The sequence below is a fragment of the Ponticoccus sp. (in: a-proteobacteria) genome, from assembly GCF_048381735.1.
The window spans coordinates 293,252-318,049 of record NZ_JBLXGL010000002.1; the positions used below are offsets into that span (position 1 = coordinate 293,252).

Annotated in this window: 26 protein-coding genes; 14 read left to right on the forward strand and 12 right to left on the reverse strand. The window is 65.9% G+C overall.

What is annotated here, in order from left to right; translation table 11 throughout:
- Nucleotides 1-69: 69 nt before the first annotated feature.
- From flaF to ACN5KJ_RS05720, 3 genes are read left to right on the forward strand one after another with little or no spacing between them, the layout of a single operon-like run.
- Nucleotides 70-453, forward strand: coding sequence for a flagellar biosynthesis regulator FlaF (gene flaF, locus ACN5KJ_RS05710; RefSeq protein WP_418592544.1), 384 nt, complete (start codon nt 70-72; stop codon nt 451-453).
- Entirely contained in the window at nt 450-854 is a 405-nt protein-coding gene (flbT, locus tag ACN5KJ_RS05715; RefSeq protein ID WP_418592545.1) for a flagellar biosynthesis repressor FlbT, read from the forward strand. The genes flaF and flbT overlap by 4 nt, the downstream gene beginning before the upstream one ends.
- Nucleotides 851-2,062: a DUF1217 domain-containing protein gene (locus ACN5KJ_RS05720; protein WP_418592547.1), complete on the forward strand. Its 1,212-nt coding sequence runs from the start codon at nt 851-853 to the stop codon at nt 2,060-2,062. Before flbT ends, ACN5KJ_RS05720 begins: the two co-directional genes overlap by 4 nt.
- Before the next feature lie 9 nt (nt 2,063-2,071).
- Here ACN5KJ_RS05720 and ACN5KJ_RS05725 read toward each other — a convergent pair whose 3' ends face one another.
- A complete protein-coding gene (locus ACN5KJ_RS05725) occupies nt 2,072-3,460 on the reverse strand; it encodes a FliI/YscN family ATPase (RefSeq protein ID WP_418592548.1) in 1,389 nt (462 codons plus the stop codon).
- A gap of 85 nt (nt 3,461-3,545) precedes the next feature.
- Here ACN5KJ_RS05725 and ACN5KJ_RS05730 point away from each other — a divergent pair, with 85 nt between their 5' ends.
- The 9 genes from ACN5KJ_RS05730 to ACN5KJ_RS05770 are packed head-to-tail and all read left to right on the forward strand — an operon-like array spanning nt 3,546 to nt 8,103.
- Nucleotides 3,546-3,923 carry a FlgB family protein gene (locus tag ACN5KJ_RS05730; protein WP_418592550.1) on the forward strand — a complete coding sequence of 126 codons (378 nt, stop codon included), beginning with the start codon at nt 3,546-3,548 and terminating at the stop codon, nt 3,921-3,923.
- Nucleotides 3,924-3,935: 12 nt separating this feature from the next.
- The gene (gene flgC, locus ACN5KJ_RS05735) at nt 3,936-4,325 is read left to right on the forward strand and encodes a flagellar basal body rod protein FlgC (RefSeq protein ID WP_418592552.1); all 390 of its coding nucleotides are present in this window, start codon (nt 3,936-3,938) and stop codon (nt 4,323-4,325) included.
- A gap of 31 nt (nt 4,326-4,356) precedes the next feature.
- Nucleotides 4,357-4,650, forward strand: a complete 294-nt coding sequence (gene fliE, locus ACN5KJ_RS05740) for a flagellar hook-basal body complex protein FliE (RefSeq protein ID WP_347166300.1) — start codon at nt 4,357-4,359, stop codon at nt 4,648-4,650.
- A gap of 3 nt (nt 4,651-4,653) precedes the next feature.
- Entirely contained in the window at nt 4,654-4,923 is a 270-nt protein-coding gene (locus ACN5KJ_RS05745; RefSeq protein ID WP_347166301.1) for a flagellar biosynthetic protein FliQ, read from the forward strand.
- Between the two features lies 1 nt (nt 4,924).
- Nucleotides 4,925-5,638: a flagellar hook-basal body complex protein gene (locus tag ACN5KJ_RS05750; protein ID WP_418592554.1), complete on the forward strand. Its 714-nt coding sequence runs from the start codon at nt 4,925-4,927 to the stop codon at nt 5,636-5,638.
- 10 nt (nt 5,639-5,648) lie between these two features.
- On the forward strand, nt 5,649-6,434 hold the full coding sequence (gene flgG / locus ACN5KJ_RS05755) for a flagellar basal-body rod protein FlgG (protein WP_418592556.1): 786 nt from the start codon (nt 5,649-5,651) through the stop codon (nt 6,432-6,434).
- Complete coding sequence (gene flgA, locus ACN5KJ_RS05760) at nt 6,434-6,847, forward strand: flagellar basal body P-ring formation chaperone FlgA (protein ID WP_418592557.1); 414 nt, start codon at nt 6,434-6,436, stop codon at nt 6,845-6,847. The genes flgG and flgA overlap by 1 nt, the downstream gene beginning before the upstream one ends.
- 8 nt (nt 6,848-6,855) lie before the next feature.
- Entirely contained in the window at nt 6,856-7,584 is a 729-nt protein-coding gene (gene flgH, locus ACN5KJ_RS05765) for a flagellar basal body L-ring protein FlgH (RefSeq protein ID WP_418592558.1), read from the forward strand.
- A gap of 12 nt (nt 7,585-7,596) precedes the next feature.
- The gene (locus ACN5KJ_RS05770; RefSeq protein ID WP_418592931.1) at nt 7,597-8,103 is read left to right on the forward strand and encodes a flagellar basal body-associated FliL family protein; all 507 of its coding nucleotides are present in this window, start codon (nt 7,597-7,599) and stop codon (nt 8,101-8,103) included.
- A 47-nt stretch (nt 8,104-8,150) separates the two neighbouring features.
- Here the strand turns inward: ACN5KJ_RS05770 and ACN5KJ_RS05775 are convergent, their stop codons facing one another.
- From ACN5KJ_RS05775 to ACN5KJ_RS05825, 11 genes are all read right to left on the reverse strand, one after another.
- Entirely contained in the window at nt 8,151-8,579 is a 429-nt protein-coding gene (locus ACN5KJ_RS05775; protein ID WP_418592560.1) for a hypothetical protein, read from the reverse strand.
- Entirely contained in the window at nt 8,576-9,670 is a 1,095-nt protein-coding gene (gene flhB, locus ACN5KJ_RS05780; RefSeq protein WP_418592562.1) for a flagellar type III secretion system protein FlhB, read from the reverse strand. Before flhB ends, ACN5KJ_RS05775 begins: the two co-directional genes overlap by 4 nt.
- A 5-nt stretch (nt 9,671-9,675) precedes the next feature.
- Entirely contained in the window at nt 9,676-10,443 is a 768-nt protein-coding gene (locus tag ACN5KJ_RS05785; RefSeq protein ID WP_418592563.1) for a flagellar biosynthetic protein FliR, read from the reverse strand.
- Nucleotides 10,440-12,515, reverse strand: a complete 2,076-nt coding sequence (gene flhA / locus ACN5KJ_RS05790; protein ID WP_418592565.1) for a flagellar biosynthesis protein FlhA — start codon at nt 12,513-12,515, stop codon at nt 10,440-10,442. The genes ACN5KJ_RS05785 and flhA overlap by 4 nt, the downstream gene beginning before the upstream one ends.
- A 139-nt stretch (nt 12,516-12,654) precedes the next feature.
- Complete coding sequence (locus ACN5KJ_RS05795; protein WP_418592566.1) at nt 12,655-14,949, reverse strand: hypothetical protein; 2,295 nt, start codon at nt 14,947-14,949, stop codon at nt 12,655-12,657.
- Complete coding sequence (gene motA, locus ACN5KJ_RS05800) at nt 14,949-15,818, reverse strand: flagellar motor stator protein MotA (protein ID WP_347166306.1); 870 nt, start codon at nt 15,816-15,818, stop codon at nt 14,949-14,951. Before motA ends, ACN5KJ_RS05795 begins: the two co-directional genes overlap by 1 nt.
- A gap of 68 nt (nt 15,819-15,886) precedes the next feature.
- Nucleotides 15,887-16,993 carry a flagellar basal body P-ring protein FlgI gene (locus ACN5KJ_RS05805; protein WP_418592568.1) on the reverse strand — a complete coding sequence of 369 codons (1,107 nt, stop codon included), beginning with the start codon at nt 16,991-16,993 and terminating at the stop codon, nt 15,887-15,889.
- Entirely contained in the window at nt 16,993-17,991 is a 999-nt protein-coding gene (locus tag ACN5KJ_RS05810; RefSeq protein WP_418592569.1) for a flagellin, read from the reverse strand. Before ACN5KJ_RS05810 ends, ACN5KJ_RS05805 begins: the two co-directional genes overlap by 1 nt.
- An 11-nt stretch (nt 17,992-18,002) precedes the next feature.
- Complete coding sequence (locus ACN5KJ_RS05815; protein ID WP_418592571.1) at nt 18,003-19,451, reverse strand: FlgK family flagellar hook-associated protein; 1,449 nt, start codon at nt 19,449-19,451, stop codon at nt 18,003-18,005.
- A 35-nt stretch (nt 19,452-19,486) separates the two neighbouring features.
- Complete coding sequence (locus tag ACN5KJ_RS05820) at nt 19,487-20,782, reverse strand: flagellar hook protein FlgE (protein ID WP_347166310.1); 1,296 nt, start codon at nt 20,780-20,782, stop codon at nt 19,487-19,489.
- 96 nt (nt 20,783-20,878) lie between these two features.
- Nucleotides 20,879-21,715: a flagellar motor protein MotB gene (locus tag ACN5KJ_RS05825; RefSeq protein ID WP_418592573.1), complete on the reverse strand. Its 837-nt coding sequence runs from the start codon at nt 21,713-21,715 to the stop codon at nt 20,879-20,881.
- 256 nt (nt 21,716-21,971) lie between these two features.
- On the opposite strand from ACN5KJ_RS05825, the gene ACN5KJ_RS05830 reads away from it, so the two are divergent.
- Entirely contained in the window at nt 21,972-24,080 is a 2,109-nt protein-coding gene (locus tag ACN5KJ_RS05830) for a YjbH domain-containing protein (RefSeq protein WP_418592933.1), read from the forward strand.
- Nucleotides 24,077-24,754 carry a YjbF family lipoprotein gene (locus ACN5KJ_RS05835; RefSeq protein ID WP_347166313.1) on the forward strand — a complete coding sequence of 226 codons (678 nt, stop codon included), beginning with the start codon at nt 24,077-24,079 and terminating at the stop codon, nt 24,752-24,754. Before ACN5KJ_RS05830 ends, ACN5KJ_RS05835 begins: the two co-directional genes overlap by 4 nt.
- Nucleotides 24,755-24,798 lie beyond the last annotated feature (44 nt).

Here is a 24,798-nt window from a genome sequence, read left to right on the forward strand (position 1 = left end):
GGGGCCGGTCCATTCGGTCCCCGCCTTTCTCGATTGCATCCCGATTCCTCATAACCAGAAGGTTTTGACGTGAACGCCCAGACACTCGCGCAAGCCCGAAAGGGCTATGCCCAGCACGCCCGAACGACGCAGACACCGCGCGCCACGGAATACGAGCTGATCGCCCGCGTCACCCATCGCATCAAGGCCTCTGCCGAGGCCGGGCCGCGCGCCTATCCAAAGCTCGTGGCAGCCCTGTCCGACAATCACCGGCTCTGGACGGCGCTGGCCGTCGACGTCGCGGACAAGGACAACGGCCTGCCCCAGGACCTGCGCGCGCAGGTCTTCTACCTTGCCGAATTCGTTCACCAGCACACCGCGCAGGTGCTCAACCGCAAAGCGCGCCTAGCGCCGCTCCTTGAAATCAACGCCGCGATCCTGCGGGGATTAAGCGGCCGGAGGCCGAAGTCATGAGTGGATTGGTCCTGAAACTCGGCCCGCGCGAACGTGTGCTGATCAACGGTGCCGTGATTGAAAACGGCGACAGGCGCAGCCGCCTGTCCATCGTGACGCCCAACGCCAACGTCCTGCGCCTGCGGGACGCCATCCACCCAGAGGAAGCGCGAACGCCCGTCAGGCGCATCTGCTATGCCGCGCAGCTTATCCTGACCGGCGATGCAGAGCCCGGCGATGCCCGCGCCCAGCTGCTGCCGCGGATCGAGGAGTTGAGCCAGATCCTGTGCGATCCGGACAGCCGCCGCCTTCTGACACAGGCAACGGACTCCCTTCTGGAGGAGCAGTTCTACCAGTGCCTCAAGGCCTTGCGGGCCCTGATCCCCAGAGAGGACCGGCTTCTCGCCGCGAAACCGCTATGACCTATAGCCCGGTCGTCGTCGGCTCTGGTCTTGTTGCCTGGCAGTTTCTCAAGGCGACGCAGGACACCCAGCGCGCGGTTTTCGATAAATCGACGATGCTGAAACGGGATGCGGAGTACTTCAGGGAGAAGATCGGCACGATCAACAGCGCCGAGGATCTGGTCAACGACCGGCGTCTTCTTGGCGTCGCCCTCAGCGCCTTCGGCCTCGAAGACAAGATCGACGCCAAGTTCCTGATCCGAAAGGTTCTCGAAGAAGGGGCGGAGGGCGACGAGGCACTGGCCAATCGCCTCGGCGACGGGCGCTATGTCGCGCTGGCGAGGGCCTTCACGTTCGAGAAGGTTCTGAACGCCAAAACGCAGGAACCGGGATTCGGCACCGACATGATCGCGCGATACCGCGAAAACGTCCTCGCCAATATGGAGGCCGGTCTCGCAGAAAGCGGCGATACCGATACCGCCTATGGCGCGTCGGTGCGGGAACAGGTGGCGGTGAACATCGAGACCGAAACCGCCTTCTTCAAGAAGAACATCGGCAAGGTGAGTTCAGCGCAGGGGCTGATCAACTCGCCCCGGCTTTACGCCTTCGCGATGATCACCTTCGACTTGCAGGACAAGTCGGGACGGACATCGCTGATCAAGCGCGTTCTCGAGCAGGGCGCACAAGAGCCACAGGCCCTAGCGAACATCCTCGGCGATCAACGCTATATCGACCTTGCCAAGGCCTTCGAATTCGACCGCGCGCCGGGCTCGCCCATGGCCGAAGCCGGATATGCGGACGAGATCGTCTCGGATTACTTCCTGCACGAGTTCGAAGTCGCGGTCGGGTCCGTCGATGAAAGCCTGCGCACCGTCCTGAATTTCGAACGCGCGATCCCCCAACTGGCGACCGGGGACAGTTCGGAGAATACGAAATGGTTTCAGGTTCTTGGCACCACATCGCTGCGAAACGTGTTCGAAGCGGCCCTCGGGCTGCCAGCCGGGTTCAGCCAGATCGACATCGACCGTCAGGCCGAAACCCTGAAGGACAAGATGAGTGCACGCTTCGCTGTCGAATCCTTTTCCGAGATGTCGGACCCCAAGGTGATGGAGAAACTGATCCACAGCTACCTTCTTCAGGATCAGATCAAACAGGGCAGTTCCTTCGGGTCCGGGCAGACGGCCCTGACCCTGCTCCAAAGCATTCCGCGCCGATCGCTGCTTGGATGACCCCGATGCTCAGGCCCGCGCCTGACCACGCTTCGCAGCGGGCATCCCCACCCTGGCCGTACCCCGGCGCGGCGGCGCGGCCCCCTGCGCGCGGCGCAGGATCAGCTCGAGCTTCTGGAAAGCATGCTCCGGCCCATCGGGGGACCGGGCGGCGAGAAAGCCGTCAAGATCCTCCCAGACCCGCACAGCCTGATCGAGTACCGCATCTTCACCTTCCTTGTAAAGCCCGGCCCGGATCATCGTTTCCGACCGTTCATAGGCCCCCAGAAGACGCCGGACGCTCTGGATCACCGCGTTTTCCTGCTCTGTCGCGGCCTCCGGCAGGCTACGGGACACGGAACGCAGAAGGTTCACCGCCGGGAAGCGACCGCGCTCCGCGATCTGCCGGTCAAGGACCACATGGCCGTCGAGAACGCCGCGCAGGATATCCGCCACAGGCTCATCCATGTCAGAGCCCGCAACAAGCACGCTGAAAACAGCGGTGATATCGCCGCCTCCCGCCAGCCCCGGTCCGGCGCGTTCGGCCAGCCGCATGATCTGATGCGCGACAGAGGGGGGATGGCCGCGCAGCGCCGGCAGCTCTCCGGCAGCGATGGCGACCTCGCGATGCGCCTCTGTAAACCGGGTGATCGAATCGGCGAGATACAGCACGTGGCTTCCCTGATCCCGGAAGTGTTCCGCGATGGTCATGGCCGCCAGCGGGCAGCGGCGCCGCTCCAGCGGCGACCGGTCCGAGGTCGCGGCCACCACGACGCTGCGCGCCATGCCTTCCGGCCCCAGAACCGTGCGGACGAAATCCAGCACCTCGCGCCCGCGTTCCCCGACCAGCGCAAGGACGACGACATCCGCCTCGACCCCCCGGGCCAGATCCGCAAGAAGTCGCGATTTTCCGACGCCGGACCCGGCAAAGAGACCGATTCGCTGTCCCTGAACCAAGGGCAGAAGCGTGTCGAAAACCGCGAGTCCGGTGCCCAGCCGATCCCCCAGACGCCCGCGCGAGGCAGCGGGCGGCGGGCTGGCCCGGAACGGCCTGCGGACCGGGCCGGGCCCAAGCGGCGCCCCGTCGAGCGGCCGCCCGTAGGCGTCGATCACCCGCCCGATCCAGCTGTCCGAGGGGGCCAGCGTCGGCGGACCCAACACGGCAACCCGGTCGCCGCGCGACACGCCCTCGGCCATCTCGTCGGGCATCATGGCCACCAGATCGTCCTTGATACGCAGGACCTCGCCGCCCAGCACGTGGCCGGGATGCATCAGGCGCAGCCGGTCGCCGATGCAGGCGGTCTCTGCCAGCCCACGGACCCAGATCGTCGTCCCGTCAATCGCCTGGACCCTGCCGACGGCCCGCACCGGTTGGATATGCGCCAGCCGCGCCATCAGGCCGGTGATCTCTTCGTCCATCGTTCGCTCCGTTCATCTCCCACGAACCGTTTCTAAAGGAATCACCGTTAAACCTTGATTGAAGCCAATCGAGGGAGAAGCCCCGATGTTCCAGAACCTGGACGTCTTCAGAACGGCGATGGCCATGGCGCGGCATGCGGGGCTGCAACAGGCGGTCAGCGCCCAGAATATCGCGAATGCCGATACCCCCGGGTACCGCGCCCGCGACATTCCGGCCTTCGCCGCGACCCTGCGCGACGCCATGGGCAGCCAGCGTGCGACCCGGGCCAGCCACCTTCATGGCGGCAACAGCCGCGACATCGACATGACGGAACGGCGGGACGCGCTCGACCCCAACGGCAACACTGTCTCGCTCGAGGAAGAGATGGTGATGGCTGTCGGCGCCAAGCGTCAGCACGACCGCGCCCTCGCCATTTACAAAAGCAACCTGACCATGCTCCGCGCCGCCGTCGGGCGCCGCTGACCGGAGGACGATATGAGCGCCTTTTCCGATGCCCTGAGCGTCACAACCAGCGGACTCAAGGCCCAGGCCTCGCGCCTGCGGCTGTTGTCCGAGAACATCGCCAATGTCGACACGCCGGGATACCGGCGCAAGACCATGCCCTTCAGGACCGACACCGGCGCCAGCGGCATTTCCCGGGTCGAGACCGGGCGCGTCAACCTCGACAGGCGCGCGCTGGAGCAGATCCACGATCCCTCTCACCCGCTGGCGGATGAGACCGGGCGATATGACGGCTCCAACGTCGACCTCATCATTGAAATCGCCGACGCGCGCGAAGCGCAGCGATCCTACGAGGCGAACCTCAAGATGTTCGACCAGACCCGGCAGATGTCCAGCGGGCTGATGGAGCTTCTGCGCCGATAACCCCCTGATTTCATATAGATAGGAGACCAGAATGGACGTCCGATCCCTGACCGCCGCGCAAAGCTATGCCTCTTCGCGCCCGGCCCTGCAGCCCGATCCGAAACAGGCCCGTCCGATCGAGCAGGACTTCGCCCGGGTCACGCAGGACTTCACCAACCAGCTGAATGCGGCAGAGCAGACCGCGCAGCAGGCGATGACCGGCGATGCCGATCCGCATGCGCTGGTCGAGGCGCTGGCCCAGTCCGAACTGGCGGTCGAGACCGTCGTCGCCCTGCGCGACAAGGTGGTCGAGGCCTATCAGGAAATCCTGCGGATGCCGGTCTGACCCATGCTGACAGAGACCATCTTCTTCGACACCCTGCGCGCCGGGCTGTGGATCGCGACCATCACCGCGGTACCGATCCTCAGCGCCGCGCTGATCGCGGGCGTCGGCGTCGGGCTCTTTCAGGCCCTGACCTCGATCCAGGAAATGACGCTGACCTTCGTGCCCAAACTTCTGGCCATCGTCGCCGTCTTCTGGATGTCGATGGGCTTCATGACCAGCACGCTCGTCGAGTTTTTTCAGGGACATATCATCCCGATCATCATCGGAGGCTGAGATGGAAACCGCTGGCTATACCGCCCTGTCGCGCCAATCGGGCCTGATGCACGAGATGCAGGTCATCGCCAACAATATCGCCAATGCCAATACCACCGGATACCGGCAACAGGGCGTGATCTTCTCGGAATACGTGCAGGAGGGCGACGGACTGCCCGCCGTTGCCATGGCAAGCGCCCGGGTGCGCAACACCTCGTGGATGCAGGGCACGCTGGAGCAGACCGGCAGCGTCTTCGACCTCGCCATAGAGGGCGAGGGCTTCTTCCTTGTGCAGGCGCCCGGCGGCCAGCGGCTGACGCGCGCCGGTGCCTTCTCCCCCGCCGGGGACGGCACGCTTGTGACGCCCGACGGCTATCCGGTGCTGGACGGCGGCGGCGCGCCGATCTTCCTGCCGCCGAACGCGGCAGAGATGGCCATCGGCCGCGACGGCACGATCAGCGCGGAGGGCCGCGCCGTCGGGCAGATCGGCGTGGTGCGCCCCCTCGACGTCAACCGCATGCTGCGCGAGGGCGGAACCCTGTTCGACAGTCAGGCCGGGACAGAGCCGGTCGAAAACCCGCGTGTCATGCAGGGCTTTGTCGAGGCGTCGAACGTCGATCCGATCCTTCAGGTCGCCCGCATGGTCGAGGTCCAGCGCGCCTACGAACTGGGCCAAAGCTTCATGGAACGGGAAGACGAACGGATCAGAAATGCCCTGAAGGCATTCGTGAAATAGGAGCAGTCAGATGAAAGCCCTCCAGATCGCCGCCACCGGCATGAGCGCCCAGCAGATGCGCGTCGAAGTGATCTCTCACAACCTCTCGAACATGAGCACGACGGGCTACAACGCCCGCCGGGCCGAGTTCGCGGACCTGCATTACCAGCAGGTGGCGCGGGCCGGGACGGTGAACGCCTCGGACGGCACGGTGCTGCCCACCGGCATCCAGCTTGGCCTTGGCGTCAGGCCCTCTGCCGTGTCGGTCCAGCTTGCGCAGGGGTCCCTTGTGAACGCGGGCGGCGACCTCGACCTTGCCATCGAGGGCAACGGCTATCTCGAGGTGACGCTGCCCTCGGGCCAGATCGCCTATACCCGCGACGGCGCCCTGAAACGCAACGGCGAAGGGCTGATCGTCACCTCGGAAGGGTTTCCCGTGGCCCCCGATATCACCATCCCCTCGGATGCGCGGCGCGTCTCGATCAACGCCGAGGGCGAGGTCTACGCCTATTTCGCCGACTCCACCGAAGCGCAGCTGCTGGGCCAGTTCGCCATGACCGGCTTCACCAATGCCAAGGGGCTGGAGGCGATCGGCGCCAACCTGTTCCTCGAAACAGAGGCCTCGGGCCCCGCGATCCAGTCCACACCGGGGCAGGACGGGCTGGGCACCCTGCGGCAGGGCTATCTGGAGGATAGCTCGGTCGACGCGGTCAAGGAGATCACCGATCTGATCGAGGCCCAGCGCGGATACGAGCTGAACTCCAAGGTGATCTCTGCCGCCGACCAGATGCTGGGCGCCACGGCGCAGGTGCGCTGATGAAACTGGCCGGGTTGCTTCTTCTGCTGGCCTCAGCCGCCGGGGCCGACACCATCGTCACCACCCAGACGATCCGGTCGCAGCAGATCATCACCGCCGACCTGGTGCGCCTGGACCCGGCCGAGATCGCAGGCGCCTATACGACCCTCGACGAGGTCGTCGGGCTGGAGGCGCGCGTCGCGATCTACCCGGGCCGCGCGGTCATGCGCGGGGCGCTGGGGGTGCCGGCGCTGATCGACCGCAACCAGATGGTCGAGCTGGTCTATGCCCACGCCGGCCTGCGCATCAAGGCCGAGGGCCGCGCGCTGGGGCGCGGCGCCGCCGGAGAGCGCATTCGCGTCATGAACATCGACTCGCGCACCGTGCTGTTCGGAACCATTGCCCCGGACGGCACCGTCGTGGTGCAGAAGTGAGGAGAGCCATGTTTCGTATCGCCTGCCTGATCGGCCTTGCCCTGACACTGACCGCCTGCAGCCGCGTCAACCACATCGGCAAACCGCCGGATTTCACCCCCACCACCAGCAGCCCCGAACGGGTCGCCATGATCGCCGCGGGCGTGACCGATCAGGCCATGCCCGCCCGGGTGACCGATGGCGCCTCCCTGTGGAGCGGGGGGCAGACCTCTCTGCTGGGCGACCGCCGGGCGATGAAACGCGGGGACATCATGACCATCGTCATCGAGATCGACGAAGAGGCGCAGATTTCCAACAGCACCTCGCGGTCCCGGTCGGGCACCGAAAGCCTTGAGATCCCTCATTTGTTCGGCATTCCGCAGCGCATCAACCAGGGCATCACCGACGGCGCCAGCCTCGACAATGCGGTGTCCCTGGGATCGTCGAGCGATTCCAGCGGCGACGGCTCTGTGCGGCGCAGCGAAAGCCTGACCCTGCGCGTGGCGGCCACGGTGATCGACGTTCTGCCGAACGGCGTGCTGGCCATCGAAGGCACGCAGGAGGTGCGCGTCAACTTCGAGATGCGGGAACTGCTCGTCTCGGGCTATGTCCGGCCCGAAGACATCTCGCGCCAGAACGAGATCACCTACGACAAGATCGCCTCTGCCCGGATTTCCTACGGCGGTCGCGGTCAGATTTCCGACATGCAGCAACCCCGGGTCGGCCAGCAGGTGCTGGACGCCGTCCTGCCCTTCTGAGGAGTGGCCATGATCAAGAAACTCCTGCCCATCCTGCTGGCCCTCATGGGGACCGGCGCGGGAGTCGGCGCCGGGCTCTTTCTGATGCCCACCGGCGAGGACCATGCCGATGCCACAGAGTGCCCTCCCCCCGACGGCACGGTCCGGCACGAGACCGTCGCGACCGCGCCCGACAACCCGGATCTGCCCGACGCGGCACGCGAATACGTGAAGCTGAGCAACCAGTTCGTCGTGCCGATCATGGGCAGCGAGCGGGTCCGGGCGCTTGTGGTCGCATCGCTGAGCGTCGAAGTCTCCATCGGGGCCACCGAAACGGTCTACCTGCGCGAACCGAAACTGCGGGACGTGTTCCTGCAGGTCATGTTCGATCACGCGAACATCGGCGGCTTCGAAGGCGCCTTCACCACCGGCGAGCGCATGAAGATCCTGCGCGGCGCGCTTCTGGACGCCGCCCGCTCTGTCCTTGGCAGCGACGTCAGCGATGTGCTGATCACCGAGATCGCCCGACAGGAAGCCTGACGCCCATCCCCCCGAAAAGGCCCCGGTCCGTGGATCGGGGCCTGTTGTCAGGCCGGATCGCCTGAGCTGGCCCGGCGAAGCGTGCCCAGCGCATCCAGCCTGTCCGCATCCGTTTTCAACTGTTTTGCCCTCACGGCGCGCTGCTGATCCTCGATCAGGGCGGCAGCCGCCTGCGCCCGCGAAAAAGCCCGGCGCGCGCGGGACAGGCTGTCGTCCTCGCGGGCCTGCGCCAGCGCCATGTGGCGCAAAAGCTCGGCCCGCTTCTGCACCAGCCAGCCCTGCCAGAGCGTATCCGCCCCGATCTGTTGCCGCGCGGTGACGGTTTCGCCATCCGCCAGCGCCGCTTCGCGCAGCGCATCCATCTGCGTCAGCGACAAATCGAGCGCCGCGACCTCCTGTCGGTGGCCCCGGACCTTCTTCAGCTCGGTCTCGAGCAGGATCTGGGTGATCGTCGCCAGCTGCGCATAATCCGTCATTTCCAGCCCCTCTGCCTGGCCTTGCGGCGCATCGCCTCTGCAAAACGGATCGCCGCCGCGACCTGCCGGTAGTAATCCGTAGCGATCTGCTCGCCGATCCGGGTTGTGGCGAACAACGCCCGGGCGGTCGGCGGGTCCGAATGGATCGGCACCTGCGCCGCCTGCGCGGCCTCACGGATGCGGGCCGCCACCATGTCCTTGCCCTTGGCCACGCAGACCGGCGCCGACCCGGGCAACCGGTCCCATGTCAGCGCCACCGCGTAATGCGTCGGGTTCACGATGACCACATCGGCGCCGGGCACGTCCTTCATCATCCGGTTCAGCGCCAGTTCCTGCGCCTTCATCCGGCGCTGCGCCTTGACATGCGGATCGCCCTCGACCTCCTTCATCTCATCGCGCAACTCCTTGAGGGTCATGCGGTTCTTCCGGTGGTGCTCGGCGCGCTGCCAGAACGCGTCGATGGCCCCGATGACCATGGCGATCAGCACGACGATGAAGAGGAACCGCATCATGAGGTCCAGCATCGTCAGCACGACCTGCGCCGGGGTGCCCCGCAAAGAGCCGGTGATCACGTCCAGCTGCCCGCGCAGGAAGAGCGCCAGCAGGATCGAATAGACCGTCAGCTTGACGAAGCTCTTGAAGAACTCGAACAGACCCCGGCGCCCGTATTTGTTCTTGGCGTTCTCGATCGGGTTCACCCGGCTGACCTTGAAGGCGAGTTTCGAGCCGGTGAAGACGACGCCCCGCATCGCGAGCAAGGTCAGCAGGACAAATCCTGCCGGAACCAGCAGGATCGGCATCGCCGGTGTCAGCCCCGCCGCGATCAGCGACCCGGCGGGGGCTGTCGCGCCCTCGCGGAAGAAAAGCGCCTCAAGCCGGTCGGGCTGCTCGATCAGCGGCAGCAGGGCTTCGGCAAAGCCGCGCAGGCAATATCCGCCGACCGCCGTCGCGCACAGCAACAGCCCAAGGTAGGCCATCGCGGTCTGAAGATCCGCCGTGCGCGGGATCTCGCCCTTCTTGCGCGCCTCTTCCAGCTTGCGTTGCGAGGGTTCGTGGCTCTTTTCGGCGCCGTCGTCTTCACTTCCCGCCATGGCCGCTACCGGAACGGCGCGGTGATGAAGGCATCGAAGGCGTGCAACCAGACCGTCAGCAGGACCGGCGCCGCCACCAGAAGCAGGGCGATGGACCCGAAGGTGATGACCGGGGCGCCGACAAAGGCCACCATGAGCTGCGGCATCGCCTTGTTGATGACCCCCAGCGTCAGGTTGTACAGGACCGACAGAATGACGAAGGGCGCCGCGAGGGTGAAACCAAGCGCGAAGCTCTGGCTGACCCTTTCGCGCCCGGCCTCTGCCAGCGCCGTGGCGCTGGGGAAGGACAGCGCCGGGATCAGCTCGTACGAGAGGATCAGGAAGGCCGCCGCCTTGACGTGGAACCCGCTCAGCATCAGCAGCGCCAGCGCCGCGGTCGTCAGGATGTGGCCCAGCGCGGGCAGCGGATCCAGGCCCTGGGCGCCCATGATCTGCGACAGCGAGGTCGATTGCGCCGCAATGGCGCCCGCCGTCTGCAGGGCCAGCACGAAGAGCCGCAGCATCAGGCCAAGGAAAAGACCCGCCACACTCTCTGTCAGAAGCGCGTGCACCGCCGCCCCCGGGCCGGGCTCTGGCAGGTCGATCTGTGGCAGGACAGCGGGCGCCACGGCGGCGGTCAGCATGAGGCCGATGACCAGCCGCAGGCGGACAGAGATCACCCGCTCTCCCAGACCCGGCAGCACGGCCATGGTGGCGCCGACGCGCAGGAAGACGATCAGCGCGCCCCAAAGCGAGCCGAAGACCGGCTCGATCAAGGGCAGCAGGTCGATCACGCGGCCACCACGCCAACAAGCGCGGGCCGCGCCTCCAGCCCGACCTCTTCGAAGGACATGACCGGGTTCGTCAGGCCCTTGGCGGTCATCACGGTCCGCAAAAAGCGCCGGCGCCGGGCAGAGGTGATCAGGGCGGCGGAAACGCCACGGTCCGCCGCCTCGGCGATCGTCGTGGCCAGCCCGCTGCACAGCGCCTCGAACCGGTCCGGTGGAAGGGCCACGTCCAGCGCGCCATGGCTGCCCTCGATCTGGTAGGACAGGAAGGTTTCTTCCCATTCCGGGGCAAGCTGGATCAGAGGGATGGTCCCGTCCTCGCGCCGCAGATTGGCCACCAACTGGAAGCCCAGCCTTTGCCGAACATGTTCGCAGATCGGCTCTGGCTGGCATTGCTGGCCGCGCATTTCGGCAATGGTTTCAAGGATCAGCGGCAGGTTCCGGATCGAGACCTGCTCGTCCAGCAAAAGTCGCAGGACCAGAAGCAGCGTATCCATCTGCACCTTTTCCGGGATCAGCTCGTCCAGCAGCTTGCGGTTCGCTTCGGCGCGGTTCTGGTTGGTCAGCGAGACCATTTCGTCCAGCAGGCGCCGCAGCGCCTTCAGGGTCAGCAGGCGGCCGAAGTTGCGGCGGATGATCTCCAGCAGATGGGTGGCCAGAACCTCGGTCGGGGTGACGATGGTCGCGCCGGTGATCGCGGCCTTTTCCTGATCCTCGGGGCGGATCCAGCGCGCCGGGGCGCCATAGACGGGTTCGGTCACATCCTTGCCGCCCGGCAGCGACGTGGAGGCCTCCGGCAAGAGCGCCAGAACCGAATCCGGGTTCAGGAGGCCGCGCGCCATTTCGACCCCGTGGATGCGGATGACATAGGTCCCCGTCGGCAGGGCGGGCGCGTCGGTCAGGCGGATCTCGGGCAGGATCAGCCCGAAGTGCGCGGCGATATGCGTGCGCATATTGGCAATGCGCACGTCGAGGCCGGTGCCCGGATCCAGCACCATGTTCACCAGGTCCGGGGCAAACTCGACATGGATGTCGTCAAGGTCGAGGACATCCCCCATGACCTGCCCGGGCGGAGCCAGCGGTTCTTCCTCTGCATCGTCACGGCCCGGCGCCTCTGGCTTGCGCGTCGCCATGCGCCAGGCGAGGAACCCCAGCACCGCAGCACCGGCCATGAAGGGCAGGAAGGGCAGCCCGGGCACCAGCGCGAAAAGCGCCATAAGCACGCCGACGGCCAGCAGGGCGGAAGGGTGCTTGCCAAGCTGCGACACCACCGCCACGTCGGTTGCGCCGGTGGCACCCCCGCGTGCCAGCAGAAGACCGGCAGCGATGGAAATGATCACCGCCGGGATCTGCGACACCAGCCCGTCGCCAACGGTCAGGATGGCATAGGTTTCCAGCGCGCTGGACAGCGGCATGCTGTGAACGACCGACCCCATGATGACGCCCATCACGAGGTTCAGCGCCGTGATCAGCAGGCCCGCGACCGCGTCTCCCTTGACGAATTTCGAAGCGCCGTCGAGCGAGCCGAAGAAGGTCGTTTCCTGTTGTTCGGTCTCGCGGCGGCGCTTGGCCTCGGCGTGATCGATGGCGCCGACGGACATATCCGCGTCGATGGCAAGCTGCTTGCCGGGCATCCCGTCCAGCGCGAAGCGGGCCGAGACCTCGGCCATCCGGGCCGATCCCTTGGTGATCACGGCGAAATTCACGATCATCAGAACGCCGAAGACCACGAGGCCCAGGAAAACGCTGCCGCCCATGACGAAGTTGGCAAAGCCCTGGATAACCTCTCCGGCGGCATGCGTTCCGGTGTGCCCCTCGCCGATGATCAGCTTGGTCGAACTGACGTTCAGCGACAGGCGCAACATCAGGGAGGTCAGGAGGATCGTCGGAAAGGCCGAGAAATCCAGAGGCCGCTCGATGAACAACGTGACCGTGAAGATCAGGATCGCCAGTCCGAAGGATGCGGCAAGGCCCACGTCCAGCACCCAGGACGGCATGGGCAGGATCATCATGACGATCACCGCCATGAGGGCCAGCGCCATGAGGATTGTCGGCTTGAAAAGCGTGTTGGCCTGCATCGCTACCGCCCCTCCCCGCCGGGATTGGCCGGAGAGACGCTTTGATCCCTACGCCGGTATCGGGCTTGCCGGCCCCTGATGTCGTTTCTTGCCATTTCTTGGCCTCTGGTACAGGTTCTGTGCCCCGTGTTTGGGTGGGTTATCCTTCGTTTTCCGTGAGTTGCGTCGCCTCCAGCAGGGCGCGGATCTTTTCCCTTGTATCGGCGCTGGCCTGGGACAGCCCTTCCGCCGCGGCAAGGCTGGGGGTCGCGACACCGATGTCGTCGGGCGGGGACCGGATCAGCGCCGCGGCCTGTGCCAGAGCGTCCTCCGACCCCTCGACTACAGATCCCCAGTCGCCCGAAAGCCAGGCCGCCTGACGGGCAAGCGCCTCTTCGCCCAGTTCCGAATACATGCTGCCTGCCAATTCGTGATCACCCATGTGATCACGCAGCTCGGCCCGCAGCCGGGTCACCTCTTCGCCGGTCTGCCCGATCAGGATGATTTCGGCTTCCTCGTGCCGCCCGAGATCCAGCAAAGCCCTGGCCCGAAGGATCGCCGCCTCGGGGCCGACCGCGCTGGCCGAGGGGATCATGGACAGCTGGGCGAGCGCCGAATCCGGCAGGCCGGTTGTCAGGAACCGCTGCGCGATGGCCAGCACGGTCCGATCCCGCACCGGGCGGAAACCCGTCTGAAGATCCCGCGTCGCCAGCTTCAGAAAGGTCAGGTCATCCGCCTGCTCGACGACAGCCTCCACCGCCACATTCCGCATGGCACCCATGACATCCTCCGGAACATAGGTCCCGTCGGCATCCGAGATGCGGTCATGCGCAGCCTGAAAGGCATCGTTCAGCAACAAGGCGGTGACATGGGCCTTCCAGAATTCCGGCCCCTCCTCACTGTTGCGGAACTCGACCGAGAAAGCATCCGCAAGCTCCACGAGGTATCCGGGCACGGGCTTGCCTGCGGTACGCGCCAGTTCGATGGAGGCAAGGATGGCCTCTGGTGATTCCGGTCCTGCCCCGGTGGCGAGACTCCGCAGAGGGGCCTCTGCCGCGCCGAGAACACCCTGATGCAGATCCAGTTGCGCCCGGCCGAGCGCGATGCTGTCGGTCTCCTCTCCCTTGGACCGCTGCAGCCGGTTCAGGACGTCGCGCGCCGCGCCGGGATAGCCCGCCCCCGACAGTCGATTGGCCAGTACCGGCCCCAGGTGTTCGCGCAGGTGGATCGGCAGGGTCTCATATCCCCGCAGGACAGCGGCGGTATCGACAAGATGGCTGCCCGGGTCCTCGGGCAGGGCAATGACGGCCCAAAGCGCCGCGTCGCCCGGGCAATTCGTCTGGCCGCCGAACAATCCCGTGGGATCTGGTCGGTGATCCATCAGGTAGGACAGCGCCTTCAAGGCCTCGGTCCCGTCGTCCGCGGACAAGTTCAATGTCGCGCGCGCCTCTGCCCCGAAACCGAAATGCAGCAAGCTCTTGGCGTAGGACACAAGCGCCGCTTCGTCGATCCGGTCGAATTCCCCGAAGACCAGGCCCCGGCGATGCGCCAGAACGGCGTTGATATCCCTTCCCGGCGCGACCCATTGAGCAACCCGGAGGGATTCGTCGGAAATGCAAGACAAGCCGCCCACCTGAATCCGTCGCCTGCCCGCTGCGGTGTGATCCACGTCGGACAGGCCTGCGGCCAACTGTTGCACGATATCTCCATCCGGGTCGGCATCGGCGGTGTCTTTGGCGTCGCGGCCAGCAGGTTGGTCGGCTGACGTCGCCGGGAAATGCGGCTTCGAAGCAACCGCTGCGGTCAGAATGCCCTCGGTTGCGGCGGCTGCGAGGTCGGCGGCAATCTGGTCGCCGATTGCCATAGCGTCGGACATGTCCCGAACCGGCTCACCGGTCGCGACAGCGTCTTGGTGCGAGGTCGGTGGCCTGCCCGCCGGAAGGCGCGGCAACAAGGGATCGGCGGTTCGGGCGGGGCCGATGCCGGGAATGCCATCGACCCGCACCCGCGAAAGATCGCCTGCCAGCCTGGCATCCGCCGGACCGGACAGCCCGGGCGCGCCGGCGGCAGGTTTGTCCGCAACATCCTCCGCCGGATCCGCTGCGCGAATGTCCAGGACCAGCATCCTGTCCCGCAGGACAAATGCCTCGACATCACAGGCACAGGCCAGCGCAAGGGTCACGCTGCTGCCACCCTCCGCCGCGTTGATGCTGGCAAGACGATCGCGATCGATCCGGTCGAAGACGCGCGACAGGTCAAATCCCAGCCCCTCGGCGTCAAGATCCAGCCTGACCCGCCGCTCTTCCGGCACCTGATCCAGTGTCCAGCCAAGGCCCGGCGGAACGTCGAAGACAAGCCGGGTGAACGCGCCATGTTCGCCGCTTCGGACAGCAACCGTTTGGGCAAGCAGATGGCCCGGAAGAAGCCACGCCACAATGACCAGCGCAAGCCGCATCACGCGGCCTCCTGCTTGACCGATTTCAGCGCCTCCTCAAGATCCTCGAAGCTGGGCCGGAAGTGGTTTGGCGTGTTCTGGCGCCCGACCTCGATACAGATGTTGGTGGCATGATTGTGGAGGTTGGCAATCAGCACCTCGCGGATCAGGTGGTAGAAGTGCATGTCCTCTTCCGCGACCGCCTTCACCTTGGCGGCGAAGGGGCCAACGAACCCGTAGGCCAGGAAAACGCCGAGGAAGGTGCCCACGAGCGCACCACCGATCATCTTGCCCAGCACCTCGGGCGGCTGGTCGATCGAGGCCATCGTCTTGATCACACCCAGAACGGCCGCGACGATGCCCAGCGCCGGCAGCGCATCCGCCATGGCCTGCAACGCATGGGCGCTGTGACCGCCGTGGTGCGACATGGCGTCGAGCCGCTTGTCCAGCACCTCTTCGACCTGATGCGGATCGTCGTAGTTCATCGAGACAGAGCGCATGGTGTCGCAGATCAGCTCCATCGCGTATCTGTCCCCGGCGATCTTCGGGTACTTCCCGAAAATGCTGGAGTCCGCCGGAGCCTCGATATGCTCTTCGATGGCCACCGGGTTCTGACGGGCCAGACGGATCAGTTCGAACAGCAGGCACAGCAGATCCCGGTAGTCGTCGGGCTTCCACTTGGCCCCCCTGAAGACCTTGCCGATGTCCTTCAGCGCCTGTTTGACCGTGCCGCCATCATTGCTGATCAGGAAGGCACCGGCGGCGGCCCCCCCGATCATCATGAATTCGAAGGGCAGCGCCTTGAGGATGATCCCGAGCTTTCCGCCCGCTGCCATGTACCCACCAAAGACCATGGCGAAGATCACGACGATACCGATGATTCCGAGCATTCCCGGTCTCCTGAACTGGCCCTGCCCGACACTCGCAGGCAGTCGTTAAGAAAGCCTCTGCGGCGGCGTCACATCACGACAAAATCGGCGTGCAAGGCGCCCGCGGCCTTGATGCTTTTCAGGATGTCGATCATGTCGCGCGGGCTGACGCCCAGCGCGTTCAGGCCGGCGATCACCTCGGAGAGGTTCGTGCCGGTCGGAACCTCGGCAAGGCCGATGCCCGGCTCTTCCTCTATGGCGACCCCGGTGCGCGGCACGACAACCGTCTGCCCGTCGGAGAAGGGATTCGGCTGGATTGCAAGGGGCGCCTCCTCGATCCGCAGGGTCAGGTTGCCCTGCGACACGGCCACCCGCGATATGCGCACGTCAGAGCCCATCACGATGGTCCCCGACCGCTGGTCGACAACGACCCGGGCCCGGCGCTGCGGCTCTATTGCGAGGTTCTCGATGGCGACGACGGCCCGCGCGGGCGAGTTCGCCCCGGTCTGCGACAGGTTCACAGAGACTGTTCCGGCATCCAGCATGGTCGCGACACGGCGCCCGAGCCTGCGGTTGATCACCTCCTCGATCCGCGCGGCGGTGGTGAAATCCGGCTCTCGCAGGGCCAGCCGCAGGGTCGAGAGCGCGGTGAAGTCGAAGTCGACCTCTCGCTCCACCCGCGCGCCCGAGGGAATGACCCCGGCGGTGGGCACACCCTGCACGACCCGCGCCGCATCGCCTTCGGCCTCGACCCCGCCGGCGATGACGGTGCCCTGCGCCACCGCATAGATCTGCCCGTCCGCGGCATTGAGGGGCGTCATGATCAGGGTGCCGCCCAACAGGCTGCTGGCATCGCCGATGGCCGAAACCGTGATGTCGATCTGGCTGCCGACGCGTGCGAAGGCAGGCAGGCGCCCGGTCACGATGACCGCCGCCACGTTGCGAGGCCGAAACTGCTCTCCGGTGACGTTCACGCCCAGCCGTTCGAGGATGTTGGACATGATTTCCTCGGTGAAGGGCGCGTTGCGCAGACCGTCCCCCGATCCGTTCAGACCCACGACGAGCCCATAGCCCACAAGGTCGTTCGCGCGCACCCCGTCGACCTCGACAAGGTCCTTGATGCGGACCGACTGGGCATGGGCCGCGGATGTCAGGGCAAGCGTCAGGGCGATCAATGCGGCGATCAGGGGGCGCATCAGAGGAACTCCGCCAGCGAAAGGCGTTGGGACCGCGCGGTGATGGCGTAGAGGTTTTCCAGTTGCGACTGGATATTTTCATAGCGCGCGGCGGTGTCGTATTGGTCGGCCCCGACAAGATCGAGGCGCGCGGTGATGGTCGCAGCGCGTTCGGCCGAAATGCGGGTTGTCGTCTCTTCCAGCCGCGCCTCGAGCGCGCCCAGCCCGGCGCGCATCTCGACCACATCAGCCTGGGCCGACAGCAATTCGCGGCCTGCGCTGCTCAGCATCTCGATCTGAAGCGTCTGGTCGAAGGCCAGCAGGCCATCGGTCGACAATGCGGCCTTCAGCATCGGTTTCAGGACGGCGCGGAATACCTCATCCGTCGCGCGGATGTCGACGGTTGCGGTTTCCGTCTCGCTCAACCGCAGCGGCGCAAGGCCGGTATCCGACCCCTGGTACGTCGTGACCTCGAAGCCGCCCCCGGCGCCAAAGAAGCTGTCCAGCGCCGCATCGACCGAGGCCATGTCGGTCGCTCCGGCAAGGGCTGCCCGGACATCGGCGAGAAGCGTGTCGACAGCGGGCATGGGCGCGGTGTCCGTCGCCGTGCCGGAAAAAAGGAAGCGCCCCGCCACGTTGCGGTTCAGGGCATTGAGCACCTGGTTCAGCGCCGTCGCCGCATCCTCGGACAGGGTGTTCAGAAGCGCGTCGTTCGGCGTCAGCTCGGCAGAGATCAGGGTCTGCGACAGGCCCTCGCTGCGGTCCTGCACCTCGTCCAGCGTGGCCTGCATCGTGCCCGTCAGGAAGGTGGCCGAGGCCGCGTTGACGCGGTAGGCCTCGAGCTTTTCCAAAGATCGGTCGATGGACAAAAGCGCCGATGTATCGCCCTTCAGATGCGCGGCACTGTCGCGGACGAAGCCGGTGGAGACCTCGACCGCAAGCCTGTCCATTTCGGCGCGCAGGCGGGCCTGGTTGGTGCGCAGAACCAGCGCGCGGGACATGTCTCCGACGGTTTGCATGGCGTTTCTCCTTAGATGGACATCAGCTGCTGCATCAGGTCGTCGACGGTCTGCATGACCTTGACGTTCGCGGCGTAAAGCTGCTCGATCTGCATGAGCCGCTGAAGTTCGGCATCGGTGTCGACCCCGTTCGCCAGCTCCAGCTCTTTCAGCCGGGTATTCTGGGCACTCAGGTAGGTCTTCTGCCCCTCCGCCCGGACACGGGCGGCGGCGGCATCCGAGGTGACATCCGCCACATGCGTCGCGAAGGAGGCGCTGACACCGGGCAGCGCGGGCGAGGATGGCACGGTCCCGGCCTCCAGCGCGGCGGTGATGCCCTGCAGCAGGCGCGCCTCGCCGACCGGGCCGGTGGTCACGGCACCAAGCCCGTCCCGCAGCCGCCAGGACCCGCCGCTGTTCGGCGCCACGAGGGTGTTGATCCGGATGCGCCCGGCGATGCCGGCCTCGTTCAGGGGGTCGAAGGCAAACCCGTCATCGGTGAACAGGCCGGGATCGGCGGCGGCCAGCGTGGCGTCCGGTCCGCCGGGGCCAAGCCGTTCGATCAGGTCGCGCGCAATGGCATCCAGTTGCGTCTGCCGGGCCGGTGCGGCCTCGTCCCGGATCTCGAACTGGGCGGCGAGGCTGCCGCCTTTCAGGACACCATTGCCCGAGGCCCTGGCGAACATGCCGTTGATCGTCAGACCGGACAGGTCGCCACCCGCCAGTGTAAAGACCGGATCCATGGCGTTGACGGGGGCGAAGCCGATCTCGGACGGGCGCCCGTCCAGCAGGACCGCGCCGCCGGTGGTATACAGCGCGATATCGCCTGCGTCCTTCCGGACCACGCGCAGCGGCACGATCTCCGAGATGCTGTCGATCAGCCGGGCCTGTTCGTCCAGAAGCCCCGCCGGATCGGCATTCGCCGAAGAGACCCGTCTGAGGTCGTCGTTGATCCCGTCGAGCCGCAGAATGGTTTCGTTCAGCAACGTGACCTGCCGACCGATCTCTGTGTCGGCATCCAGGCGCGCCGCCTGAACATCGCGCGACAGCGCGTTCAGCTTGGTCGATACCGCATCCGCCGTCAGCGAGACCTGGTCCAGCCGTTGCGCGGAAGACGGGTCCGCCGCCGCCACCAGCAGCGCGTTTTCAAGCGCGGTGTAGCGCCCCACCAGGGACCCGGGCGACTCGCTGTCCCCCAATTCCGTTTCAAAGCGCGCGGCAAAATCGTAAAGCGCGCGGCCCAGCCCCATTTCCGCGTCCGAGTGGCGGCGATCCGCGATCAGGACCGGGTTCACGTTGCGCAAAACGCCATCGATCAGCACGCCGCCCCCGGTGCCGGACGCCCCGGACCGCAGCTCGAGTTCGCGCCGCCCATAGCTTTCGGTCGTGGCATTCGCGATGTTCGTGGACACTAGCGCGGCAGCCCTTGAATTCGCCTTGAGGCCACTGAACGCGCCGTAAAGAGCCGTCGAAAGAGACATGGGCGTCCTCCTGTGTCAGGGGATCACGCGCCGGATCAGCGCTTGATATTGGTGGTTTCCTGCAGCATCTCGTCCACGGTCTGGATGACCTTGGCGTTGGAGGAATAGGCGCGCTGGGTCTGGATCATCGACGTCAGCTCTTTCGCGACATCGGTGGTCGATTCCTCGCGGGCATAGGACTTGATGTCGCCGGTCGGTCCGTCACCGGCATCCCACAGGAAATAGGCGCCGCTTTGCTTGGACGGACGGAAGGTCTGGCTGTCCAGCGCGATCATGCCATTGGGGTTCGGCAGGTCGGCCAGCGGAACCTGGTACATCACGCGGCTGACCCCGGTGTCGTAACTGGCGCTGACATAACCGTTCGCATCGACCTCGACCGAGGTCATATTGCCGACCGGAGAGCCGTTCTTGTTGATCGCGATGGGCGCGAAACTGTCGGAAAGCTGCGACAGGCCCGAGTTCGCACCGACGGCGCCGATGTCGAAATCGACCGGGCCACCCGCCACCGTGACCTCGGCCACGCCGGTCACCGGATCATAGGCGCCGCCCAGGACCGTGGTCACGCCAAGGATCTTGCCGCCACCGGCCCGGCTGTCGTCGAAACTGATGATGTATTCGCCGACCACCGCACCGGCAGAGGCAGAATCGGTGATCTGCATCGTCCATTCGTTGGACGCCCCGGCGCCGGGAATGGTCGGCGTGAAGGTCAGGCCCATGGATTGCGAAACGCCGAGGTTGTCGAAGTATTCCACCGACAGCGTGTAGGGATCGCCGGAGGCATCGAAGGCCGTGTCCGTCGCCGGAAGGTTCAGGCTGAGCGAGACCTCGGTGGTCGGGTCCGAGGTCAGGCTGAGGCTGAACCGAACCGGTTCAAGCCCGTCGACGGTGTCGCGCGGGAAGGGCGGAATGGAGCCGTCGACATCGGCGGGCCATCCCATCAGATAGTACCCCGAGGCATTGACCAGAAACCCTTCCTCGTTCAGCCGGAAGGACCCGGTCGAGGTCAGCAGAAGCTCGGGCTCGCCCGTCGCCTCGTATTGCGAGGCCGCGACGACCGGCAGCATGCCACGGCCACGCACCGCAAGGTCGGTGGCATTGTTCGTCGAAACGATGGACCCTTTCTGGTCGATCAGGCGCAGGTTGTTGCTGGTCACGCCCCCGGCGGTGTAGCTTCGGCCGCTGTTGTCCATCACCAGCGCGTTGAACTCTGTCTCCGCCCGGCGATAGCCGTAGGTCGCCGAGTTCGCGATATTGTCGGAAATCGTTGCAAGGCGGCTGGCATTGGCATTCAGCCCCAGAACACCTGCATTCAATGACGAAGAGATAGTCATGGACACGCCTTTCTGCTGTCGCGTTTCATTCCGCATCCACAGATAGAGCCCCGGGTTTAACGCCCGGCTAACAGCTAAAATCCAAGCCAAACTCCGTCACTTCGTCCGAAGGAAGACCACTTCCAGCCGGTTGTTCCGGACATCCATGAGGTTTTCGTGCGCCGGTTCGCGATCCGCATGCGCGGTGACCCGGCGGATGCGGCCCTGCGCCAGCCCGTCGCGGGTCAGAAGCTCGCGGAACGCGGTCGCCCGCAGGCCCGAGACATCCCAGGACGGGTTCCGGGCCAGCACCACCGGATAGGCCGCGGTATGACCCTCTATCGCGATGGGGTTGGTGACCACGCCCGCCGCCCGCTTCAGGACGATGGCAAGATCCTCCAGCAGCCGGGTCGGCCTTGCCTCTTCGGTAAAAAGGCGCGCGGTCCGGGTCTCGAATAGCTCGATCACAAGCCCCTCGTCGGTCACCTCGGTGACGATGTGATCCAGCAGCGCATCGGCAACCGCGCTTTCGCCGCCACGGCCCATCAGCATGTCCTCGAGCACCTCGAACTGTTCCTGTTCGGGGTCTTCGCCATCCTCCGCCGTCCCGGCATCGGCGGCCCCCTTTTCACGCCGCTCCACCGTCGGGCTGAGGCTGGTCGCCCCGGTGCCCATCCGTGGCAAGGTATTCTCGGCAAAGACGGATTCCCCACCCAAGGGACCGTCCCCCCCACCAGAGACCTTGGCCATGGCAATGGTCGGACTGAAGTAATCCGCAATCCCCTTGCGCTGCTTTTCCGTCGTCGCGTTCAGAAGCCACATCAACAGGAAGAAAGCCATCATCGCGGTCACGAAATCCGCATAGGCCACCTTCCAGGCGCCGCCGTGATGGCCGTCACCGGCAACCACCTTCCTGCGCTTGATGATGATGGGCGCAACAGTGTCGTCACGCATCTTTCCCACCTTCGTATCTCACCCGAAGGCAGGAGTAGCGGGCAGGCCTTTCCACCGGCTTAACGATTCAAAATGTTGCGTTAAAAGCCGCGGTGGCGGCGGCGTGCCGATTTTCCCACAATCGCCGGACGCCCAGAGCCGCCGAATGGACAGCCCCAGCGGAAACGGTTAGCAATGGCGAACGAACACGGGAAACGAGGGGAAGGGCATGCCGGGTTTTCGCCGGAAAACTGCAGGCGTCGTGTCGCGTCTTGCCATGCTGGCCGGTCTGTCCGTCCTGGCGGCGACACCAGCGGCGGCCGAAATCACGCGCGACCGCGCCAGTCTGAACCTCTACGGCAGCCCCGGTCTGATCGACATGCCCACCGCCGAGGTTCTTCCCGATGCAACCATCGCCGGCACCTTCGCCTATATTGGTGGCACCACGCGCACCACGCTGTATTTCCAGATCATGCCGCGCCTGTCCGGCAGCTTTCGATACAGCTCGATCCCGAACTTCGACACGCAGCTGTCGAATGAAACCCGCTACGACCGCAGCTTCGACCTGCGTTATCAGATCCTGACCGAGGGCCGGTATCGCCCCTCGCTTGTGCTGGGGCTTCAGGACTTCATCGGCACCGGACTTTACAGCGGCGAGTACCTCGTGGCGACAAAGACCCTTGCGCAGGGGCTGAAGGTCACCGGCGGCCTCGGCTGGGGCCGTCTTGCCGGGACCAACAGGCTTGGCAACGGCTTCGGATCGCGGCCCGAGGAATTCCTCGCCGAGGGCGGCGTGCCCAGCTACGACCGCTTCTTCCGGGGCGATATCTCGGGCTTTGCCGGTCTGTCCTACGCGCCCAACGACCAGTGGAACTTCAAGGTCGAATATTCCTCTGACAGCTACGATCCCGAACAGGATCGCGGTGTCTACGACGCGAAAAGCGCGCTGAACTTCGGCCTCGACTACCGGTTCAAGAACGGCGCGCAGATGTCGCTGTATCACGTTCTGGGTTCCGAGGTCGGCGCCTCCTTCACCTTTGTCACGAACCCCAAGACGCAGGGCATCCCCGGCGGCATCGAGACCGCCGGCCTGCCGGTGCAGGTTCGCGCCCCCGGCGCGGCGCGCGATCTGGGCTGGACGACGGACCCCGGCACCTCGGCCAGTGCCCGCAAGTCGCTGGGCGAGCTGGCCGCCAAGGACGGCATCGTCGTCGAAAGCCTGCGGCTGGAGCAGGACCGCGCCACGGTCCGCATCCTGAACCCGCGCTTCGGCGCCCCCGCACAGGCCATCGGCCGGGTCGCCCGCGCGATGACGCGCTCGCTGCCCGCCTCGGTCGAGACCTTCGAGGTCATCCCCGTCGTCAACGGCATGCCGATGTCCGCCGTGGTCATGCGGCGTTCCGACCTCGAGGCGCTGGAACATGAGGCCGCCGCCGAGATGCTGGCCCGCACCAGCATCGTCGACGCCTACGGGCGCGCGCCCGCGCCCGACGCCGGCATCTATCCGAAATTCACCTGGTCCATTGCGCCCTACGGACAGCTTTCGGTCTTCGACCCCGACAACCCGGTCCGCATCGACGCGGGCATCCGCGCCGCCGGCAAGGTCGAGATCACGCCGAACGTGATCCTTTCCGGCTCTGTCACCAAGAAGCTGGCGGGCAACCTCGACGAGATCACCCGCGCAGACGAATCCAAGCTGCCGCGCGTGCGCACCGACCGCGCGCGGTACTCGAAAGAGGGCGACCCGGCGATCGAATACCTGACGCTGGCCATGTACGGGCGCCCGGCCAAGGACGTCTATTCGCGCCTGACGCTCGGCTACCTTGAACCCATGTACGGCGGCGCCTCGGCCGAAGTTCTGTGGAAGCCGGTCGGCAGCCGCTTCGCGCTTGGGGCAGAGGTCAACTATGTCCAGCGCCGCGCCTACGATCAGTTGTTCGAGTTCCAGTCGATGACCACCGTCGACCCCGAAACCGGGATCGAGCGCGACATCCCGAACGTGAACGGCCATGTCTCGGCCTATTACGCCTTCGGCAACGGCTTTCACGGGCAGATCGACGCGGGACGCTTCCTTGCGGGCGATTACGGCGCGACCGTCACCGTCGACCGCGAGTTCGCCAACGGATGGAAGGTCGGGGCCTACGCGACCTTTACCAACGCCTCTTTCGAGGACTTCGGCGAAGGCTCTTTCGACAAGGGTCTGCGGTTCACCATCCCGCTGGCCTCGTTCCTCGGCACACCCTCGCGCGACCGCAACGACATCGTGATCCAGTCGCTGACCCGCGACGGCGGCGCGCGGCTGGACGTGAACGGGCGCCTGTACGAGCAGGTGCGCGACTACCACCGCCCCGACGCGGCGAAATCCTGGGGAAGGTTCTGGCGATGACCGCAGCCAAGACGATGCGCACCGGCCTTGCCCTGCTGGCCGCAGGCCTGATCCTTGCGGGCTGCGGCAACGGGCCCGACGACCGCAGCCAAATCATCAAGCAGCTTCCGACGCTCTTTCAGAAGAAGCCGGCGCCGCAACCCCTGACCGGCCAGCAGGTCGCGCAGGCCCTGACGGCCACGCCCCGGCCCGTGCAGATGTTCGAGATCGAAAGCCGCAAGGGGCAGTTCCTGATGCAACAGATCGAGACCAACGGTCCCTACCGGACCTATGGTTCCTCGACGCGGCAGGTCGTGAACATGCGCGGCGGCATGATGACCTCGACCCGGGGCTTCGGCGGCGACCTGATGTCCTCCGAGGTCGGCGCGCTGCTGTCCCAGGTCTCGGCCCGCCGCGCCGGAACCGCGCGTTACGACCTGCGCTATCTGACGCCGGAAGACGTGACCGTGGTCGCCAGCTACCTGTGTCAGGTCACGCCGGGCGGATCGCGGGCGGTGCAGGGCGGCCTTGTGCAGACCACCGGGACGGTTGTCACGGCAGAGTGCAACAGCACCGACCCCGTTCACAGCTTCACCAACACCTATGTCGTCGCCTCCGACGGCTATGTGCTGAGCGCGCGGCAATACATGGGTGGCTTCACCGGCTACATGGCGACGCAGGCGCTGCGCCGCTGAGGCGGTTACCTGTCGGGTGTGTCGGCAGGCACCGGGCATCCTCT

Coding starts and splice junctions, on each gene's coding strand:
- ACN5KJ_RS05750 (WP_418592554.1), top strand. CDS start 4,925: ATGGAAACCGCTGGCTATACCGCCCTGTCGCGCCAATCGGGCCTGATG.
- ACN5KJ_RS05820 (WP_347166310.1), bottom strand. CDS start 20,782: ATGACTATCTCTTCGTCATTGAATGCAGGTGTTCTGGGGCTGAATGCC.
- flgC (WP_418592552.1), top strand. CDS start 3,936: ATGAGCGCCTTTTCCGATGCCCTGAGCGTCACAACCAGCGGACTCAAG.
- flgH (WP_418592558.1), top strand. CDS start 6,856: ATGTTTCGTATCGCCTGCCTGATCGGCCTTGCCCTGACACTGACCGCC.
- flbT (WP_418592545.1), top strand. CDS start 450: ATGAGTGGATTGGTCCTGAAACTCGGCCCGCGCGAACGTGTGCTGATC.
- ACN5KJ_RS05720 (WP_418592547.1), top strand. CDS start 851: ATGACCTATAGCCCGGTCGTCGTCGGCTCTGGTCTTGTTGCCTGGCAG.
- ACN5KJ_RS05745 (WP_347166301.1), top strand. CDS start 4,654: ATGCTGACAGAGACCATCTTCTTCGACACCCTGCGCGCCGGGCTGTGG.
- ACN5KJ_RS05815 (WP_418592571.1), bottom strand. CDS start 19,451: ATGTCTCTTTCGACGGCTCTTTACGGCGCGTTCAGTGGCCTCAAGGCG.
- ACN5KJ_RS05810 (WP_418592569.1), bottom strand. CDS start 17,991: ATGCAAACCGTCGGAGACATGTCCCGCGCGCTGGTTCTGCGCACCAAC.
- ACN5KJ_RS05835 (WP_347166313.1), top strand. CDS start 24,077: ATGACCGCAGCCAAGACGATGCGCACCGGCCTTGCCCTGCTGGCCGCA.
- flhB (WP_418592562.1), bottom strand. CDS start 9,670: ATGGCGGGAAGTGAAGACGACGGCGCCGAAAAGAGCCACGAACCCTCG.
- ACN5KJ_RS05775 (WP_418592560.1), bottom strand. CDS start 8,579: ATGACGGATTATGCGCAGCTGGCGACGATCACCCAGATCCTGCTCGAG.
- ACN5KJ_RS05730 (WP_418592550.1), top strand. CDS start 3,546: ATGTTCCAGAACCTGGACGTCTTCAGAACGGCGATGGCCATGGCGCGG.
- ACN5KJ_RS05825 (WP_418592573.1), bottom strand. CDS start 21,715: ATGCGTGACGACACTGTTGCGCCCATCATCATCAAGCGCAGGAAGGTG.
- ACN5KJ_RS05805 (WP_418592568.1), bottom strand. CDS start 16,993: ATGCGCCCCCTGATCGCCGCATTGATCGCCCTGACGCTTGCCCTGACA.
- fliE (WP_347166300.1), top strand. CDS start 4,357: ATGGACGTCCGATCCCTGACCGCCGCGCAAAGCTATGCCTCTTCGCGC.
- motA (WP_347166306.1), bottom strand. CDS start 15,818: ATGCTCGGAATCATCGGTATCGTCGTGATCTTCGCCATGGTCTTTGGT.
- flgG (WP_418592556.1), top strand. CDS start 5,649: ATGAAAGCCCTCCAGATCGCCGCCACCGGCATGAGCGCCCAGCAGATG.
- ACN5KJ_RS05830 (WP_418592933.1), top strand. CDS start 21,972: ATGCTGGCCGGTCTGTCCGTCCTGGCGGCGACACCAGCGGCGGCCGAA.
- ACN5KJ_RS05725 (WP_418592548.1), bottom strand. CDS start 3,460: ATGGACGAAGAGATCACCGGCCTGATGGCGCGGCTGGCGCATATCCAA.
- ACN5KJ_RS05795 (WP_418592566.1), bottom strand. CDS start 14,949: ATGCGGCTTGCGCTGGTCATTGTGGCGTGGCTTCTTCCGGGCCATCTG.
- flhA (WP_418592565.1), bottom strand. CDS start 12,515: ATGCAGGCCAACACGCTTTTCAAGCCGACAATCCTCATGGCGCTGGCC.
- flgA (WP_418592557.1), top strand. CDS start 6,434: ATGAAACTGGCCGGGTTGCTTCTTCTGCTGGCCTCAGCCGCCGGGGCC.